Origin of the sequence: uncultured Parasphingorhabdus sp., from assembly GCF_963975735.1 — a bacterium.
In the GTDB taxonomy this organism is placed as follows: domain Bacteria; phylum Pseudomonadota; class Alphaproteobacteria; order Sphingomonadales; family Sphingomonadaceae; genus Parasphingorhabdus.
On sequence record NZ_CAXBIA010000005.1, the window covers coordinates 36,511 to 54,336 of the forward strand.

Here is a 17,826-nt window from a genome sequence, read left to right on the forward strand (position 1 = left end):
CTGCGGGCTACGGCGCTTAATAATAAAATAGGGCTAATTCAGCACCTTGCGTTAAGATACATCTCTTTACACCCTTGTTCATAGCAGGTTGTCTACAAGGCCAGTATACAGACCACAGTGACAAGAAGTGGCCCAAGCAGCATGTTCCTGAGTACCGGAATAGAGCGGGGCTAGCATCGAGACGCTAGAAAAATTACCTCCACCGCCGGTGATAACCGGCGGGCGGGACGGAGAAGTTTGACCGCCGGCGCCTTTAGATAGGGTCGCACGCTGTCGGAACAAAGGAGGGGACAGATTCCGGTTGTGTATCGAATCTGTCCCCGACCCTCCGGTTGAGCGACGAGTTGCAACTGTTTTCGCATTGGGTCCGGAGACCTGTCGATGGCGACTTTCGGGGGTTCGTACGCCGTCATCATATCCGGAGACCCTGGGGCGCAGGGCTGGCGCGCGCGTAGAGTTTGCGTGCCGGTCCTGCAACTTGCAGACGGTTCAGGAAGCGTATTTGACCGAGCAGCCGTAGGGCCGCGAATAGGCGACGCTGACCTTGTCGCCGGATTTCATCTCGGACAGAGCCGCCAGCACATGATTGCGCGCCAATTTGATATCTGCCGGATTGGCGGTCGGCTTGTCATCGATCCCGCCTTGATAGACCAATATGCCCGCGCCATCGATAATATACATGTGGGGCGTCGTCTTGGCGTCATAGGCCTTGCCGACCAGACCTTTGGTGTCGAACAGATAGTTGGTCGACTGGATATTCTGCTTGGCAATAAGCGCTTTCGCTTCGGCACCAGTCATATGACCCTGTTTGCCCTTGGCGCCGCTGTTGATCGTCAACCAGACAGCGCCCTGTTGCCGCGCCGCTTTCTGGGTCGCCTGCATATTGCCGCTGTCATAATGTTTGCTGACAAAAGGGCAGCCGGGATTATGCCATTCGAGCACAACGGTCTTGCCGCGAAATTGTGACAGCTGAACGGTTTTACCGTTTACATCAGTGAGTTTGAAATCCTGGGCGATGGCGCCGGTTTTTTGCGCTGCCGCCACAGGGCTGGCTAGTGCGATGGTGGCGATGGCCGTCACGGCTATGGATGCAGGGTTCCTCATGAATTGTCTCCGTTCATCGGGGGTGGAAGCAAGGGGGCAGTTTATACCGATTTATCGACCAAATCCACCAATGTTGCTACGGTCAGAATCTGCGGGAGGATGACGGGTTCCTCGCCGGGCGCATAATAGAGATAGAGCGGCACGCCGGCCCGGCCATGCTGCTCCAGAAACCGGCTGATCACGGGATCGGGCCGTGTCCAGTCTCCCATCAACACGGCAACTTTGGCGGCTTCGAATGCATCGGCGGTTTCGGTGCGCTGGATGGCGGTGGCCTCATTGGCCTTGCAGGTGATGCACCAGTCAGCGGTGAAATAGGCAAAAACCGGCTGGCCGGACGCGCGCAGTTCAGAAAGGCGCGCTTCGCTAAACGGTTCGCTGGGCAATGTCGCGGCGGACGAGTGCGCAAGCTTCTGGCTGTTCATCGCCTCGTCCCCCGGGAGGGCGATGATACCGCCCAGAACTGCAGCGACCATGGCCGCGCTGGTCAGCGCGCCGCGGGACAGACCTTTCATCTGTCCCCCGCCGAACCACCACAGGATCAGGCTGACCGTGAGCAGGAAGATTAGCGACAGACCGAGCGCATCGGTGCCAATCTGGCGGCCGAGCAACCAGATCAGGCCGATGCTGGTGAGGAACATCGGGATGGCCATGATCTTGCGGAAGCTGTCCAGCCAGGGCCCGGGCTTGGGCAGGCGGCTGCGTATAGCCGGGACAAAGGCGATAAGCAGAAAGGGCAGGGCCAGGCCGATGCCGAGACCGGCAAAGATCACCAGCGCAGCCACCGGCGGCAGGACGATTGTCGCACCGAGAGCGGCTGCCATGAACGGGCCGGTGCAGGGCGTGGCTACAAAGGCGGCGAGCGCACCGGTCCAGAAGGAACCGGCTGCGCCGTCTTTCCGGGTCAGCTTGTTGCCGAAATTGACATTGGGCAGTTCGAACAGGCCGGCCAGATTAAGCCCGATGGCCGTTACCAGCGCGAGCAGGACAAAGATGATCCGCGGATCCTGCAGCTGGAACGCCCAGCCGACGGCCGCTCCGCTGGCCCGCAGGCCGAGCAGAACCGCGCCAAGGGCGGTGGCGACCAGCACAACGCCAGCGGTATAAGCCAGAGCGTCGCGGCGGACGACGGCTTCACTGCCGCCAGCCTTGGCCAGACTGATCGCTTTCAGGCTGAGTATCGGAAAGACGCAGGGCATCAGGTTGAGCAGCAGGCCGCCCAATAATGCGCCGCCCAGCGCCAAAAAAAGCAGTGACCCATTGCTCTCGCTCTTCGGATCGTCTCCTGCCAGTGGCAGGCCGGTCATGGCGACATCGCCTTTGACTGCGGATATCAGGAAACCCGTGTGATCGCCGATTTTCAAAATGCCGTTGATCGCGTCAAACCCGTCGCCGCGCGCATCGGTCTCGAGGATCAGGCGATCGCCGTCGCGCGTGAATTTCTGTGGTGCGGCATAGTCGACAACGCCGTCTTCAAGGATGAAGAAATAGGGACTGTCAATCTCGACACTGGCCGGCAGGGGAACCGACAGGCGGAAGAGATTGTCGGTGACGGCAAAGCTCGCTTCGCTGCCCAGAGGCCGGGGCAGGGCCGCGCGGAACCCGTTGAATCTTTTGTCGAGCACAAGCGGAGCGTCTTTGCCGGCGACCTGCAGCGTGATTGACAGATCATCCTGTTCGGGTACGCAAATCTCGTCGGTGCAGGACAGCCATTCCGATTTTACCGAAATCGGCAAGGGACCGGGCCGGACATCATCGGACAGGACGAGATCGACCAGCACCGCATAATCGCCCTTGTAAACATAGTTCATGATGCCCGAGATCAGCAGCGTATCGGGGACCTGAAATTTCGGTTTCCCGGCGATCACGCCTGCGGGCAGGGTCCAGTTGAAGCTCATGCCGATGCCGGCATCGCCTGGATTTTCCCAATAGCCGTGCCAGGTTGGCTTGGGTTCCATGACAAAGGCCAGGGTTACGCTTTGCCCGGCTTTGACCTGTTGCGTTTCGGCGATGAGCGTGGCCGGTACATTCAATTCGCTATTGCCGAGCCGGTTCTGCGCTTCGGCCGCCGGAGCAATGACCAGCGCAACCAACGCCAGCATTACCGAGAAAATGCGAAAATCAAATGTCATAAAAACTCACTATTTCCTGTTTATCCGCATCTAGTCTATTGCTAGATCACTTTCCATAGGCGCTTTCATTCAGTGGGGACAATTCGTGCGAAAACCGACCATAGTTACAGCTCTGGCTGCGCTTATCACAATTTCGGGAACGGCAAATGCCGAAGATCACAATAGCGCGGAGCCAGCCCAGCCGAAATTGGTCGTTGCCATTTCGGTGGACCAGTTCTCCGCCGATCTGTTCGCCGAATATCGCAGCAGTTTTACCGATGGCCTGAAACGGCTGGCAAATGGTGTGGTGTTCCCGTCCGGCTATCAGTCCCATGCTGCAACCGAAACCTGCCCGGGCCATTCGACGATCATGACCGGTGTGCATTCCGGGCGCGCCGGGATCATCGCCAATAACTGGATCGACCAGTCGATCGAACGCGAAGACAAGACCGTCTATTGCGCCGAAGACGAACGGATCGCGGGCACCAGCTTTGGCGATATCACGGCTGCAACGCAGGGTGATTTTGTCGCTTCCGCCTGGCATCTTCTGGTGCCCACATTGGGCGAGCGGCTGAAGAAAATATCGCCAAAATCGCGCAATGTCGCGGTGGCGGGCAAGGACCGGGCAGCCCTGATGATGGGCGGCCACGATGTTGACGAGATTTACTGGTGGCAAGGCAAGGGATTTTCCACCCTGAAGGGCCGCAAGATCATGCCTGCGGTGGCGAGGTTGAACGAGGTTATCGGCGCGAAAATTGACAAGGCCCGTCCGGCATTCGAGATACCGGCCAGCTGTTCCGCGCATAGCGCGAAGATCATGCACGGAGAGGGCAAATCTGTCGGCGAATATGCTTTCGAGCGTCCCGACGGCGCCGCCAGTATATACCGCGGCTCGCCTGATTTCGACAGGTCGATAATCGCGGCGGCAACCGCGGTGATTAATGACATGAAACTGGGGCAGGGCGAGGCGACGGACGTGATATCCGTGGGACTGTCCGCGACCGACTATATCGGCCATGCCTTTGGCACCGAGGGTCTCGAAATGTGCATCCAGATGGGTGAACTGGACCGGTCACTTGGCGACTTTTTCGACATATTGGACGCGCAAGAGATTGACTATGTCGTGATGCTGACGGCCGATCATGGCGGTCTGGACCTGCCGGAACGGATGAGCCAGCAGGGCGTGCCGACGGCCCAGCGTATCGACCCCGATCTCAATGCAAAGACGATCGGCAAGAAGGTTGCGGCGGGGCTGAACATTCCGGGCGACAAGCCCGTGCTCTACGCGGACGGACCATTTGGCGACTATTATGTCAGTCTCGAGTTGTCAGAAGAGCAGCGGGAACAGGTCAAGGATAGCGCCATCGCGCTGATCGCGGCCCATGATCAGGTCGAGATGGTGCTGGACCGTGACGACATCGCGTCGATCGAGATTCCGCGCGGATCGCCCGAAGGATGGACGCTGGCCGAGCGTGCGCGCGCGTCTTTCAACCCCGACCGGTCCGGCGATTTTATCGTCCTGCTCAAAAAGGGGATCACACCGATTGCCACGACCCAGCGCGGCTATGTTTCAACCCACGGCAGTCCCTGGGATTATGACCGCCGGGTACCGATCCTGTTCTGGCGCGAGGGCATCCAGCATTTTGAACAGCCTCTGTCGGTAATGACCGTCGATATCGCTCCGACTCTGGGCGCGCTGATCGGCGTGGAAATCACTGCGGATCAAACAGACGGACAATGTCTGGATATCGACGGCGGCCCTGCAAACAGCTGCGAATGAACCGGTTGGCGGCGAGACCCTAGCGCCGCTGGTAGCGGGTCAGGCCTTGTCCGAGACTGTTGTTAGCGATCCGCAATTCGTCGCCGCTCCAGTCGGCGACGAACCAGGTGTTCCGTTTTACACCCTTGGCGAGTGACGCGTTGTTCGAATGAATATTCAGTCCCGCTGAACTATGGTCCCTGTCTTCGGCCGCGATGGCGATAAAGGCGCTATAGTTTTCCTTGTTCTGGCCCTGGACAAAGACATTACCGCTGATCACGCCGGTCGCGCCGGCCGGCAGGTCGATCATGTAATTGGTGGCGCGGCCCTGTGTATCGTCAAAACTATTGTTGGTGATCGTCGCCCGTGGGGCGCGGCTTTTGACATAATGTCCGCCATTGCCCTTCTCGAACCGGCTGTTGGTCACCTTCAGCGAACCGAAATCGCCGATATAGATGCTGTGCGCGCAGGACAGGCCGCGATCGCAGCGTCCGAGCCGCTGGAAGGTGGACCGGTCGATGACAATCTCGGCGCTCGGATCGTCGGCGCTCAATATGCCTTCTTCGGCATTGCGGAACATCGCGTTGTAAACATAGAGGTCGCCGCGTTCGATCCGGATGCCGGCGCCGTTGCCATCGGGAACGCGCTGGTTCTGGAAGATGATTCCGTCAATAGTTGCTGCTTTGCCGCGCAGGACAAGCGATGCCTTGCCCTCGCAGACACCGCCATCGAGGATGGTTTGACCCGGGACGGAAGCTTTGTAGGTGATCCGGCCCGCTGTCTGCACCGCACAATCGCCATAGGAGCCGGGTGCGATGACGATGGTCGCATTATTGCCGCCAATGGCAGCAACCGCGTCCGCCAGCCTTTGATAGGCCTGGCCGGTTTCCATGACCGTAAAGGGAGCGACGCGCTGCGCCTGTGCAGTGGTTCCGGCAAGCGTGGCGAAGATAGCGGCGGCAATCAAAGGGGTCTTGAAGTTCATTTCGGCCATCCTGAATCGGAAGAATAGGGCAGTCTCATTATCGTCTGCCGCAACGGCAAACAATAGCTATGCTTATGCCGTCCCAAATGAATTCAGGCTGAGCGACAGAGGTTAACCGGTTAATGAGGTGGACTATTCGTTCAGATTGGGCCGCAACCATCGCTGCGCCTGTTCGACAGACACACCGCGCCTTGTGGCATATTCTTCAACCTGGTCTTCACTGATCCGCGCGACCCCGAAATAATCGGCTTGCGGATGGGCGAAATAGAAGCCCGAAACCGCAGCCGTCGGCGTCATCGCGAAGCCGCTGGTGAGCTCGATACCGGTGTTCGCCGTCGCATCCAGCATCTCGAACAGGATCGGTTTCAGACTATGGTCCGGACAGGCGGGATAGCCCGGGGCAGGGCGGATGCCCTGATATTTTTCCCGGATCAGGTCCTTGTTGTTCAAATTTTCATCCGCCGCATAGCCCCACAGATACTTGCGGACATGTTCGTGCATGCGTTCGGCGAAGGCTTCGGCAAACCGGTCGGCAAGAGCCTTTAGCAGGATGCTGTTATAATCATCCTTGTCCATCTCGAACCGCTGGACATGTTCGTCAATGCCATGGCCGGCGGTAACCGCAAAGCCGCCGATCCAGTCGTCGCTGGTATCGATGAAATCGGCGAGACAATTATTCGGTTTGCCGCCGCGTTTGACGACCTGCTGCCGCAGCATCGGCAGATTATATTCCTCATTGTCCAGTGAAACCAATATGTCATCGCCGTCGCGCCGCGCCCGCCACAGGCCAGCGACGCCTTTAGCGGTCAGCCACTTTTCCTCGATAATCTGGTCGAGCATCACCTGCGCATCGCGGAACAGGTCACTCGCGCTTTCGCCGACAATCTTGTCGGTCAGGATTGCGGGATAATTGCCGGCCAGTTCCCATGCCCTGAAAAAGGGAGTCCAGTCGATATAGTCGCGCAGCTCTGCGAGGTCCCAGTCTTCATAGACGTGCAGTCCCGGCTTGGCCGGGGCCGCAGCCTTGAGACTCATGTCGACCACAGCGGCATTGGCGCGCGCTTCTTCGAGCGTCGCCAGTTTCTTTCCGGTCTTGCCCGCCCGCGCGATGCGGACCTGCTCATAATCTTCCCGGGTTTTTGCGATAAAGGGTTCGGCCTGCGTGTCGCTGACCAGCTGTGACGCGACACCGACGGCGCGGCTGGCGTCGAGCACATAGATGGTCGGGCCGCTATAGGCGGGTTCGATACGCAACGCGGTATGGGTTTTGGATGTGGTCGCACCGCCGATGAGCAGCGGCATGGTCATTTTTGCCCGTTCCATTTCTTCGGCAACGGTTACCATTTCATCGAGCGAGGGTGTGATCAGTCCCGACAGGCCGATGATATCCGCGTCATTTTCATTGGCGGCTTTCAATATATCGGTCCACGACACCATGACGCCAAGATCGATGACTTCAAAGCCGTTACACTGCAACACAACACCGACAATATTCTTGCCGATATCATGCACATCGCCCTTGACCGTGGCCATGATGATCTTGCCCTTGCCTTTGGCATTCTCGTCTTTTTCCGCTTCGATATAGGGGAAAAGGTGGGCGACGGCCTTTTTCATGACGCGCGCGGATTTGACCACTTGCGGCAGGAACATCTTGCCGGACCCGAACAGGTCGCCGACGACATTCATGCCGTCCATCAACGGTCCTTCGATCACTTCGATCGGGCGACCCTCGCGCGCTTTGACGGCGAGACGCATTTCCTCGGTATCTTCGATGATATGGGCGTCGATGCCCTTGACCAGCGCATGTTCCAGACGCTTGTGCACTTCATAGCCGCGCCATTCCGCCGCCGCCTTTTCCGCCACTTCATCGGTGCCGCGGAATTTTTCCGCGAGCGTGATCAGCCGGTCGGTCGCGTCGTCGCGCCGGTCGAATATGACATCTTCGCAAAGCTCGCGCAGTTCCGGATCGATGTCGTCGTAAATATCAAGCTGGCCGGCGTTGACGATCGCCATGTCCATGCCGGCAGGAATTGCGTGGTAGAGAAAGACGCTGTGCATCGCCTTGCGCACCGGTTCATTGCCTCGGAAGCTGAACGACAGATTGGAAAGGCCGCCGGAAATATGGACATGCGGGCAGCGCTTCCTGATCTCGCGGGTCGCCTCGATAAAATCGAGCCCGTAGCGGCGGTGCTCATCAATGCCGGTGGCGATGGCAAAAACATTGGGATCGAAAATAATATCTTCCGGCGGGAAGCCGATGCCGGTGAGCAGCTTGTAGGCGCGCTCGCAAATTTCGATCTTGCGCTCTTTGGTATCCGCCTGACCGGTCTCGTCAAAGGCCATGACCACTACTGCCGCACCATAAGCCATGCATTTGCGGGCGTGGTTGAGAAATTCCTCCTCGCCTTCCTTCATCGAGATCGAATTGACGATCGGTTTGCCGGACACGCATTTCAGCCCGGCCTCGATCACCGACCATTTGCTGCTGTCGATCATCACGGGAACGCGCGCGATATCGGGTTCGGCAGAGATCAGCTTGAGAAAGGTCGTCATCGCATGATGCGCGTCGAGCAGGCCTTCGTCCATGTTGATATCGATCACCTGCGCGCCGTTCTCGACCTGCTGGCGAGCGACCTCGACCGCTGCTTCATAGTCATCGTTGAGGATGAGCTTCTTGAAGCGGGCGGAGCCGGTGACATTGGTGCGTTCGCCGATATTGACGAAATTGGTGGAAGAGGATTGGTTCATAATTCGTGATATCATCCGTTGGTCTCGACCGAAGCCGAAGGGCGATTAATAGTCTATCCAGTCATGGCGGGAGCGCCACGAACCTGATTACGCTCGGCTCATGCCGCCATCGTGAACGGTTCGAGACCCGACAGACGTGTCCTGACAGTAATCTTCGGTATCTTGCGCGGTTCCTGGTCAGCCACGGCACCGGCAATGGCGGCAATATGCTCCGGTGTGGTGCCACAGCAACCGCCGACGATATTGACCAGACCGTCTTTCAACCAATCGCCGATTAATTCCGCCGTCTCTTGCGGCATTTCGTCATATTCGCCTAGATCATTGGGCAGGCCAGCGTTGGGATAGGCCATGATCAGCGCGTTCGCCTCTTTCGACAGCATCGCCAGATGCGGCCTGAGCTGGTCCGCTCCGAAAGAACAGTTGAGCCCGATGGTCAGCGGCTTGAGATGCCGGACCGCGTGCCAGAAAGCCTCGACCGTATGGCCGGAGAGATTGCGACCCGACAGGTCGGTCAGGGTCATCGATATCATTAACGGCACGTCCCGCCCGCTTGCTTCTGCCGCTTCCATCGCCGCCATGCCAGCGCATTTGGCGTTGAGCGTATCAAAGATCGTCTCGATCAACAGGAAGTCGACACCACCGTCGATCAGGGCATCGCATTGCGCCCGGTAAACGCCTTTCAGATAATCATATTCAATTTCGCGGAAACCGGGATCGTTCACGTCGGGCGACAGCGACAGGGTCTTGTTGGTCGGGCCGACGGATCCGGCGACAAAGCGCGGGCGGCCATCCCTGGCTTCGGCCTTGTCGCAGGCCGCACGGGCGATTTCTGCGGACTTGACGTTGAGATCGCGAACCAGATGCTCGCAGCCATAATCGGCCTGGCTGATCTCGGTAGAGCTGAACGTGTTGGTTTCGATAATGTCGGCGCCCGCTTCGAGATAGGATGTGTGAATGGCCTCGATAATATCCGGACGGGTCAGGCTGAGCAGATCATTATTGCCCTTCTGGTCATCGGTGAGGTCGAGACTGCCGCGATAATCCTCTTCGCCAAGCCGGTAATTCTGGATCGCGGTGCCATAGCCGCCATCAAATACGAGGATGCGTTCCGCAGCCAGTTTCTGCAATTGTTCGCGCGCGCTGGTCATGCTGCTTTCTCCTGGCGGGCCCCATTCGGGCGCTTGCCGAGCAAGTGGCAAATCGCGTAGCTGAGTTCGGCCCGGTTGAGCGTATAAAAATGAAACTGGCGAACGCCACCGGCATAAAGCTTGCGGCACAATTCCGCTGCCACCGTGGCGGCGATCAATTGCCGCGCCGAAGGATGGTCATCCAGACCCTCGAACAGGTCATTCATCCAGCCGGGAATTTCGGCGCCGCACATGCCGGCAAATTTGCGGGTCTGGGCGACGTTGGAAACCGGCAGAATGCCGGGAACCAGCTCGGCGTCGATACCGGCTGCGGCCGCAGCATCGCGAAAGCGGAAAAAGGCCTCTGCGGTAAAGAAGAACTGCGTGATCGCCCGGCTTGCCCCGGCATCCAGCTTGCGCTTCAGATTGTCGAGGTCGGTTTGCGGGCAGTCGGCTTCCGGATGGGTCTCCGGATAGGCGGCGACCGATATTTCGAACGGCGCAATGTCGCTCAGGCCTTTTACCAGTTCCGCAGCGCTGGCATAGCCTTGCGGATGCGGTTCGAAGGCCTGACCCTCCGACGGCGGATCGCCGCGCAAAGCGACTATATGGCGAACGCCCGCCTCCCAATAGGATTTCGCAACCTCGGCGATTTCCGCTTTGCTTGCGCCGACGCAGGTCAGATGGGCCGCTGCAGGAATATTGGTTTCTTTGGCGATCCTGGCGACCGTAGCATGGGTGCGTTCGCGCGTGGTGCCGCCGGCTCCATAAGTGACCGAAACAAATCGCGGATTGAGCGGCTCCAGAGTGACCACGCTATCCCACAGGGTTTTTTCCATTTTTTCCGATTTTGGCGGGAAAAATTCGAACGAGACATCGGCGTCCCCGCTCAGTCCCGCGAACAGCGGCACATCCAGCGCCCGTTTGGCTTCTTCCAGCTCGTTGAAGCCCATTGGCCGTGTGGTGTTGTTCATGCTGTTGCTCTTTTCAAATTTTCAGACCGAGAGGCCGCTTTGTCGGCGTCGGGATGCAGGCTGGTTATGGCCGGCTTTCTGGCGACCCAGATCTTTACCGTCAGTTCACCCCCATCAAGGGTTCTGGTTTGCACCAGTTCAAGCTTCGAGGCGGTGAGCCAGCGTTTCATGCTGTCATCGCTAAAGCCCAGACGTGCGTGCGCATGTTCGGTGCGCAAATCCTCCCGGTCATGGGCGGCAAAATCTGCGATCAGGACGAAACCGTTGGATTTCAATACCCGCGACACTTCGACAAGCACCGCTTCGGGATGCTGGGCATAATGCAGGACCTGATGGAGAATGACGCTATCGACCGCGCAATTTTCCACCGGCAGCTGGTTGAAGTCGCCCTGTTTCAATTCCGTTTTCTGTACCAGAGCCGATCCGTTGGCGGCTTCGCTTTCGAGCAATTTTGCCCGGGCCAGCCGCAACATCTCCGGACTTTTGTCGAGCGCGATGACCGATTGGGCTGACGGCCCGAACAGTTCGACCATCCGCCCCGTCCCGGTCCCGATATCCAGCATCTTGCCGAGCTGCGCATCTTTCAGCAAGACGAGCATCGCCCGTTCGACTTCTGCTTCGGGCAGGTGCAGCGAGCGGATCGCATCCCATTCCTCGGCATGCGCGGAAAAATAGCGTTCCGCCATCTCGGCGCGGGCTTTGCGGACCAATGAAAGCTGCGCCTGGTCCTGCATCGCCTGTTCCGACTTGGCCACCTTGTCAGACCGGAAAATGCGGCCCAGTATCTCCAGCTCGGATGCGGGGCCGGGTTTCAGGAAAACCCAGCTCCCTTCCTTTCGCCGCTCAGCCAGTCCGGCTTCATCCAATATTCTGATGTGGCGTGAAATCCGTGGCTGACTCTGGTTCAGTATCTGTGCAAGTTCACCGACAGCCAGTTCCATTTTTTGCAGCAACAGCACGATTCGCAACCGCGTAGGGTCGGCAAGTGCTCTGAAAATGTTTAAGATATGATCCATGTCGAATTACTATATAAAGAAATCTTTATATCTGGTCAATCGACTTGATTTTCCGCGTTTAATATTTGTCGGAGATCGCGATGACAGTAGAATTTACAGGTCATGAAAATGTCACATCAGGTTCTTCATTGCGTTCGTTCGGCCAAAACGCTAGATACGTCCACCGTAGGACATTGGCGGTAGAACGCCTCTCGCCCTGCTTGGTTTTTTGAGGAATATAACAAAGGTTTACCCCAATGAAAAAAGTTACAACATCAATCGTTTTGGCCGCTGCACTTGGCTTGGCTGCTTGCTCCGGCGCTGACAATGCTGAAACCGGTGTAGAAGAAGCCGTAGAAGGCACAGAAGCAACCGCTGAAGAAGCTGCTGATGATGCAATGGATGCCGCTGAAGGCGCAACCGACGCCATGGGCGAAGCTGCTGCTGACGCGACTGCTGAAGCCGGTGCTGCTGCTGATGCCGCTGGTGAAGCTGCTGTAGCCGCTGGTGAAGCTGCATCAGCAGCCGGTTCAGCTGCTAAAGATGCTGCGAATGCTGCAGTAGACAAAGCCGCTGCCGCTGCGAAAAAAGAACTCAACTAAATTTTTAGCGAGATTTAGAAAAAAGGGCTGCCCCCGGGTGGCCCTTTTTTTTGTCTTTGGCTCAGTCCGGATTGGCATTATGGAGACGGCATGAAAAATATAGTCAGCATCATGATATTGACCGGACTGGCTGCTTGCGGTCCTGCCGAGAATGATCCCGGCCCCGGTGGCGTTACCATCGGCGAGGCAAAGGCACTGGATGAAGCGGCAAAGATGCTCGACGAGCGCAATAGTCCGCCTGAAGCAATCGATACACCGGAGACGGCCACACCGGCACCGGCCGCCGATAGCGAATAGCGATCAGCCCGGGTGGTAACGGGCAACGGCCCGGGTCACCGACTGCATCAGCCGCATCCGTTCCGGGATGGATGCGGTCGTATCGCCCAGCATCACGACCACGGCATAGCGGGTGCCGTCCGGCGCCGTCATGATACCGATATCATTATATCCGGTTGCGACCGGGCCAAGCACCTGACCGGTGCCGGTTTTGTGCAAAAATTCCCAACCGGCAGGAACGCCTGCCTTAAGCCGGTTCGGCCCGCTTCTCGTCCGTTTCAATATCGATTGCAGCAAATTGGTCGAATTTTCCGACAGCAGCTTGCCGCGGGCCAGTTTGTCGAGCGCGCGAACAATCGCTTGCGGACTTGCCCCGTCGACCGGATCGGCGAGATAGGCGTCGAGCGACTGGCGTCGTTGCTCGACCGGTATTTTTGCCCGGGCTGCATAGAATGTACGCCCGTAGGACAGATTCTGCCGCCATTCCATTCCGGCGATGCCGCTCTGCAACAAGCGTTCACCAGGGCCGAAGCGGATTTTCCCGAGATCGTTTTTTGCGATGAACTTGCGCACGGCTTCCGGCCCGCCTGCATGATTGAGCAGAGCGTCATTTGCCGTATTGTCGCTGCTCGCCAATGCTTGCTCAAGCAAGGTGTAGACAGACTTTACGACGGCACCGTTCTTTTCGACTTCCGCCGCCATGGGCTGGTGGAATAGCGTCAAATCTTCTTTGCCGATGCGGATGGAATCCGACAAGGAGGCGCGGCCCTGATCGATTTTGTCGAGCAGGGTCAGCGCGACCCAGAGTTTGGAGACGCTCTGCTGCGGGAAATATTGATCCATCCTGTGACCGATTTCCCAGTCACCGTCGATCCGCTTGACTGCAATCCCCGTTGTGCCCGGGAAGCTCCGCCAAAGATCGGCAATTTCGCGGACCAGCGCCGGATCGGGGCGGTCACGCGACGCAGTGGCGCGCGGCGTTTCCGTTGGCGCGGGATTTTTATATGTCGGGGGCGGGGGTGTGTCCCGTTGAACCGATGGCCGGTCGGGAGCGGACACGCATGCGGCCAATATGGTGGTTAGCAGCAATGTGAAAATATACCGAAACTGGGTCATATGCACTGCCGATCATCTGATATTGGAATACTCATCGCTCCTCCTAGCTACGTGGCTCTGTCTTAACAGAGTCATAACCGCGAATTGCGATGAACGATTCTTGTCCTGCGACAGAATGGTGAAGTTGGTCCGGAAATTGGCCCGAATGCGAAAAAGGCGGAGCTATTTCTTGATTCCGAAATTGAGTCGGCGGGTAACACTATAGTCGAGCGTATTCACGACAAAGTAGGATATGGTCCAGCGCAGCCGGTTCAGAAAGGACCGGCGCGACTTGTGCAGTTCCGGTGTGATCGCCTCTGTCTGCTCGTGAATGATGTCGATCACGCTGCGCGCATGACCGGCAAATGCGGCATCTTCGACCCGCAACATCATCTCGACATTGATATACAGGCTGCGCAAATCGAAATTTGCGGAGCCGATATAGACCGCATCGTCGACAACCACCAATTTGGTGTGCAGCCGCTTGGGGTGATATTCGAACAGACGGGCATGGCGCTTCAGCAGATATCCGTACAATAATCTGCTGGCACCGATCGTCGCCGCATTATCGGTTTTTCCGGGCAAGATGATCCGGCTCTCCCCGCCACGTTTCGATATTCTGCCAATGCGGCGCAAAAGGCCTTGTCCCGGCGAAAAATAGGCGGAGACGAGATCGAGCCTGCTGCCATTCTCGAGATCTTTCTTGATCGCCCACGCCCAGCGGCTCAGACGATTGCTCGGTCCGCCGAGCAGCCAGCGAAACTGGCCGTCACCGGCCTTCCAGTGCCGCACCATTTTTTGCAGCGAACGGATATTGCCATTGTCGCGATAGACCCAGTCGGACAACAGCCGGTAATAGTTGGCGAGATTTCTGACTTCGGGCCCTTCGATTTCGAGGCCGAGATCTTCCCAGCTATCGCCGACCGGGAGGCTCTCTCCGTTTTGCTGGGCCATGTCAAAATAGGCGTCGGCAATGTTGAATCCGCCGATCAGCGCGCAGCAATCATCGGCGATGATCATTTTCTGGTGGTTGCGGACAAAATAGCTGGTCGAAAAGCGCGGGCTGAAAATCTTGAATTTTCCGCCCGCTTCGATCAGCGGATCAAAAAAACTTCGCGATGTACCGTTTGAACCGAAGCTGTCGACCATCATTTCGACGGCCAGGCCGCGTTCGCAGGCGGCGATCAATATATCCAGAATTCTCCGGCCGGTGCGGTCATCCTCGAACATGTAGAAGAAAAGCTTGAGGCTTTTTTCCGCTCTTTCGATCATGTTCACCAGCGCGGCGAGACGTTCCGCGGCGGCGCGGACCAGTCGCAAGCGATTCTCGCCGACGCCAAGCCATATTGGCGGATCGGATGGCAATATCGGGTTGTTGGCGGTGACGCTTTCCATGGCTGGGAGGCATAGATTATCACCGGCGTACCGACAAACCATTAGATTGTTTATGAATGTTCACAGCACACCGGATTTGTTGACAAATCCAGCTGATATCCCTAGATGCAGGCTTCTTTTCCAATATTTTGCAGAATCAGGAGCGGCTTATGGCTCGCGTTACCGTTGAAGATTGCGTCGATAAAGTAACAAACCGGTTTGATCTGGTGTTGTTCGCTGCCCAGCGCGCACGTGAGATTTCAGGCGGCGAAGAGCTGACTGTTGACCGCGATCGTGATAAAAACCCGGTTGTGGCGCTGCGCGAAATCGCAGAAGAAACCGTCAAGCCGAAGGATCTGGAAGAAAGCCTGATCCAGTCGCTGCAGAAGGTTCTCATCGACGATGATGATACGCCGGATGAAATCGGTTCGATCAGCCAGTCGGCTGAAGCGCTTCGCTTGACCGCCGCTGCACCACCACGCAGCGCCGGTGTTTCCGGAGACTATGGTCGCCGGTAAGCAAGCCGCGTCACCGCGCAAGATTATTCGAGACAAAAGAAAAGGCCGCCGGAAATATTCCGGGCGGCCTTTTCTTATTCTGTCATTGGCAGGCGGGGGTTAAGCGCCTTGCGGTTTGGGATCGCCAAACGGGCCTTTTTTCTTCCGTCCCGCCTTCGGGATGCTCGCGCCGGCAGAAGGAACGGCAGCCGGCTTGACAACCTCTCCATTCGGGCGCGACAGCTTGCCGGTTTCGACCAGCTCGTCGATATCTTCGCCGGACAGCGTCTCATATTCGAGCAACGCATTGGCGAGGGCATGGAGTTGCTTCTCGTTCGTGGTCAGCACATGCTTCGCACGGTCATAGCTGTCGTCGATCAGCTTGCGGATTTCCAGATCGATCTTCTTAGCGGTTTCGTCCGACATATGGACGCGCTGGGACTGAGAATAGCCGAGGAAGGTTTCACCCTGTTCCTCTTCATATTGCAACGGCCCCATCAGGTCCGACATGCCCCACTGGGTGACCATGTCGCGAGCGAGTTTGGTCGCGTACTGGATATCGCCGGATGCGCCGGACGAGACCTTGTCATAGCCGAAGATGATTTCCTCGGCGACGCGGCCGCCCATCGACACCGCCAGATTGGCGTGCATCTTGTCGCGGTGGTAGCTGTAATTGTCGCGTTCGGGCAGGCGCATGACCATACCAAGCGCACGGCCACGGGGGATGATCGTCGCCTTGTGGATCGGATCAGAGGCCGGTTCGTGCACGGAGACCAGAGCATGACCGGCTTCGTGATAGGCGGTCATTTTCTTCTCGTCTTCGGTCATCACCATCGACTTGCGCTCGGTGCCCATCATGACCTTGTCCTTGGCATCCTCGAACTCGCTCATCGCGACCATCCGTTTGCCGCGGCGAGCCGCCATCAGGGCAGCCTCGTTGACCAGATTGGCCAGATCAGCGCCAGAGAAACCGGGCGTGCCGCGTGCAATGGTGCGCGGGTCGACGTCGGGCGCCAGCGGCACCTTCTTCATATGGACTGCCAGAATCTTTTCGCGTCCTTCGATATCGGGGCGTGGGACGACAACCTGACGGTCAAAACGGCCGGGACGCAGCAGAGCAGGATCCAGCACGTCGGGACGGTTGGTTGCAGCGATGATGATGATACCTTCATTGGCTTCAAAACCATCCATCTCGACCAGTAGCTGGTTCAGCGTCTGTTCGCGTTCGTCATTGCCGTTGCCGAGACCGGCGCCACGATGACGACCGACGGCATCGATTTCGTCTATGAAGACGATGCACGGCGCGTTTTTCTTCGCTTGCTCGAACATGTCACGGACACGGCTGGCGCCGACGCCCACAAACATTTCGACAAAATCGGAACCGGAGATGGAGAAAAACGGTACGCCGGCTTCGCCCGCAATGGCGCGAGCCAGCAGGGTTTTACCGGTACCAGGCGAACCGACAAGCAGCGCGCCTTTCGGTATCTGGCCGCCAAGCTTGGCGAAACGGCCGGGATTCTTCAGAAATTCGACGATCTCTTCCAGCTCTTCGCGGGCTTCATCAATCCCGGCGACGTCCTGAAAGGTTACCTTGCCCTGTTTTTCGGTCAGAAGCTTCGCCTTGGACTTGCCAAAGCCCATGGCTCCGGAGCCGCTGCCTTTTTGCATCTGGCGCAGCACAAAAAAGGCGATGCCGAGGATCAGCAGGAAGGGCAGGGATTGGACCAGAATGATCTGCCAGATACTCGCCTGTTCCTGAGCCTTGCCGCTATATTCGACGCCCTTTTCATCGAGCAGGTTTACCAGCGACGGATCGTTGCCGACCGGTGTGGTCGAGAATTTGTCGCCATTGGTAAGTTCGCCGGTGATCTGGTCCGGCGCGATGGCAACGCTTTTGACGCTGCCTTCTTCAACCTTGTTGCGGAAAGAGGAATAGCTGATACCTGTTCCCGCGTCACTTGCGGCACCTGCACCAAACATTGAAACAGTGAGCAGAAGCGCGATGATGACGCCAGCCCAGATGAACATGCTCTTCATCCACGGGTTTTCTTTCGGATCCTGTTCGTCATTCATTGCGCATCTTGTCCTGTAATCATTGTTGTCGCGGATGATGGGCATCATACGCAATATTCTCATTTACCTAAAGATAGTCCTTTTCCCGAGGATGACAATATGGACGCCA

General features: G+C 57.6%; 14 protein-coding genes. 4 read left to right on the forward strand and 10 right to left on the reverse strand.

Features of this window, described 5'->3' with window-relative positions:
• Positions 1–489: 489 nt before the first annotated feature.
• Together AACZ86_RS08195 and AACZ86_RS08200 are read right to left on the reverse strand one after the other, a co-directional pair.
• Positions 490–1,104 carry a redoxin domain-containing protein gene (locus AACZ86_RS08195; protein WP_339691250.1) on the reverse strand — a complete coding sequence of 205 codons (615 nt, stop codon included), beginning with the start codon at positions 1,102–1,104 and terminating at the stop codon, positions 490–492.
• 41 nt (positions 1,105–1,145) lie between these two features.
• On the reverse strand, positions 1,146–3,233 hold the full coding sequence (locus AACZ86_RS08200) for a protein-disulfide reductase DsbD domain-containing protein (RefSeq protein WP_339691251.1): 2,088 nt from the start codon (positions 3,231–3,233) through the stop codon (positions 1,146–1,148).
• A gap of 85 nt (positions 3,234–3,318) precedes the next feature.
• Between AACZ86_RS08200 and AACZ86_RS08205 the strand changes: the two genes are divergently transcribed.
• Positions 3,319–4,992 (forward strand): alkaline phosphatase family protein, encoded by a 1,674-nt coding sequence (locus tag AACZ86_RS08205; RefSeq protein WP_339691253.1) that lies wholly within the window; start codon positions 3,319–3,321, stop codon positions 4,990–4,992.
• A gap of 19 nt (positions 4,993–5,011) precedes the next feature.
• Here the strand turns inward: AACZ86_RS08205 and AACZ86_RS08210 are convergent, their stop codons facing one another.
• The 5 genes from AACZ86_RS08210 to AACZ86_RS08230 all read right to left on the reverse strand — a co-directional run bounded on the left by AACZ86_RS08210 (position 5,012) and on the right by AACZ86_RS08230 (position 11,821).
• The gene (locus tag AACZ86_RS08210; protein WP_339691256.1) at positions 5,012–5,956 is read right to left on the reverse strand and encodes a right-handed parallel beta-helix repeat-containing protein; all 945 of its coding nucleotides are present in this window, start codon (positions 5,954–5,956) and stop codon (positions 5,012–5,014) included.
• A 132-nt stretch (positions 5,957–6,088) separates the two neighbouring features.
• A complete protein-coding gene (metH, locus tag AACZ86_RS08215; protein ID WP_339691259.1) occupies positions 6,089–8,704 on the reverse strand; it encodes a methionine synthase in 2,616 nt (871 codons plus the stop codon).
• Between the two features lie 98 nt (positions 8,705–8,802).
• Positions 8,803–9,852 (reverse strand): homocysteine S-methyltransferase family protein, encoded by a 1,050-nt coding sequence (locus tag AACZ86_RS08220; RefSeq protein ID WP_339691262.1) that lies wholly within the window; start codon positions 9,850–9,852, stop codon positions 8,803–8,805.
• Positions 9,849–10,805: a methylenetetrahydrofolate reductase gene (gene metF, locus AACZ86_RS08225; RefSeq protein ID WP_339691265.1), complete on the reverse strand. Its 957-nt coding sequence runs from the start codon at positions 10,803–10,805 to the stop codon at positions 9,849–9,851. The genes AACZ86_RS08220 and metF overlap by 4 nt, the downstream gene beginning before the upstream one ends.
• Positions 10,802–11,821 (reverse strand): metalloregulator ArsR/SmtB family transcription factor, encoded by a 1,020-nt coding sequence (locus tag AACZ86_RS08230; protein WP_339691267.1) that lies wholly within the window; start codon positions 11,819–11,821, stop codon positions 10,802–10,804. Before AACZ86_RS08230 ends, metF begins: the two co-directional genes overlap by 4 nt.
• A 236-nt stretch (positions 11,822–12,057) precedes the next feature.
• On the opposite strand from AACZ86_RS08230, the gene AACZ86_RS08235 reads away from it, so the two are divergent.
• Together AACZ86_RS08235 and AACZ86_RS08240 are read left to right on the forward strand one after the other, a co-directional pair.
• Positions 12,058–12,402 carry a hypothetical protein gene (locus AACZ86_RS08235; RefSeq protein ID WP_339691268.1) on the forward strand — a complete coding sequence of 115 codons (345 nt, stop codon included), beginning with the start codon at positions 12,058–12,060 and terminating at the stop codon, positions 12,400–12,402.
• A gap of 90 nt (positions 12,403–12,492) precedes the next feature.
• Positions 12,493–12,699: a hypothetical protein gene (locus AACZ86_RS08240; protein ID WP_339691269.1), complete on the forward strand. Its 207-nt coding sequence runs from the start codon at positions 12,493–12,495 to the stop codon at positions 12,697–12,699.
• Positions 12,700–12,702: 3 nt separating this feature from the next.
• On the opposite strand, the gene AACZ86_RS08245 is transcribed toward AACZ86_RS08240, so the two are convergent.
• Together AACZ86_RS08245 and AACZ86_RS08250 are read right to left on the reverse strand one after the other, a co-directional pair.
• On the reverse strand, positions 12,703–13,794 hold the full coding sequence (locus AACZ86_RS08245) for a serine hydrolase (protein ID WP_339691272.1): 1,092 nt from the start codon (positions 13,792–13,794) through the stop codon (positions 12,703–12,705).
• A gap of 162 nt (positions 13,795–13,956) precedes the next feature.
• Positions 13,957–15,168, reverse strand: a complete 1,212-nt coding sequence (locus AACZ86_RS08250) for a phosphatidylserine/phosphatidylglycerophosphate/cardiolipin synthase family protein (protein WP_339691274.1) — start codon at positions 15,166–15,168, stop codon at positions 13,957–13,959.
• Positions 15,169–15,317: 149 nt separating this feature from the next.
• Between AACZ86_RS08250 and rpoZ the strand changes: the two genes are divergently transcribed.
• Positions 15,318–15,665: a DNA-directed RNA polymerase subunit omega gene (gene rpoZ / locus AACZ86_RS08255; protein WP_335653402.1), complete on the forward strand. Its 348-nt coding sequence runs from the start codon at positions 15,318–15,320 to the stop codon at positions 15,663–15,665.
• A gap of 99 nt (positions 15,666–15,764) precedes the next feature.
• Here the strand turns inward: rpoZ and ftsH are convergent, their stop codons facing one another.
• A complete protein-coding gene (gene ftsH / locus AACZ86_RS08260; protein WP_339691278.1) occupies positions 15,765–17,717 on the reverse strand; it encodes an ATP-dependent zinc metalloprotease FtsH in 1,953 nt (650 codons plus the stop codon).
• Positions 17,718–17,826: the final 109 nt, after the last annotated feature.

Coding starts and splice junctions, on each gene's coding strand:
- AACZ86_RS08195 (WP_339691250.1), bottom strand. CDS start 1,104: ATGAGGAACCCTGCATCCATAGCCGTGACGGCCATCGCCACCATCGCA.
- AACZ86_RS08200 (WP_339691251.1), bottom strand. CDS start 3,233: ATGACATTTGATTTTCGCATTTTCTCGGTAATGCTGGCGTTGGTTGCG.
- ftsH (WP_339691278.1), bottom strand. CDS start 17,717: ATGAATGACGAACAGGATCCGAAAGAAAACCCGTGGATGAAGAGCATG.
- AACZ86_RS08220 (WP_339691262.1), bottom strand. CDS start 9,852: ATGACCAGCGCGCGCGAACAATTGCAGAAACTGGCTGCGGAACGCATC.
- AACZ86_RS08245 (WP_339691272.1), bottom strand. CDS start 13,794: ATGACCCAGTTTCGGTATATTTTCACATTGCTGCTAACCACCATATTG.
- AACZ86_RS08230 (WP_339691267.1), bottom strand. CDS start 11,821: ATGGATCATATCTTAAACATTTTCAGAGCACTTGCCGACCCTACGCGG.
- AACZ86_RS08235 (WP_339691268.1), top strand. CDS start 12,058: ATGAAAAAAGTTACAACATCAATCGTTTTGGCCGCTGCACTTGGCTTG.
- AACZ86_RS08250 (WP_339691274.1), bottom strand. CDS start 15,168: ATGGAAAGCGTCACCGCCAACAACCCGATATTGCCATCCGATCCGCCA.
- AACZ86_RS08240 (WP_339691269.1), top strand. CDS start 12,493: ATGAAAAATATAGTCAGCATCATGATATTGACCGGACTGGCTGCTTGC.
- AACZ86_RS08210 (WP_339691256.1), bottom strand. CDS start 5,956: ATGAACTTCAAGACCCCTTTGATTGCCGCCGCTATCTTCGCCACGCTT.
- metH (WP_339691259.1), bottom strand. CDS start 8,704: ATGAACCAATCCTCTTCCACCAATTTCGTCAATATCGGCGAACGCACC.
- rpoZ (WP_335653402.1), top strand. CDS start 15,318: ATGGCTCGCGTTACCGTTGAAGATTGCGTCGATAAAGTAACAAACCGG.
- metF (WP_339691265.1), bottom strand. CDS start 10,805: ATGAACAACACCACACGGCCAATGGGCTTCAACGAGCTGGAAGAAGCC.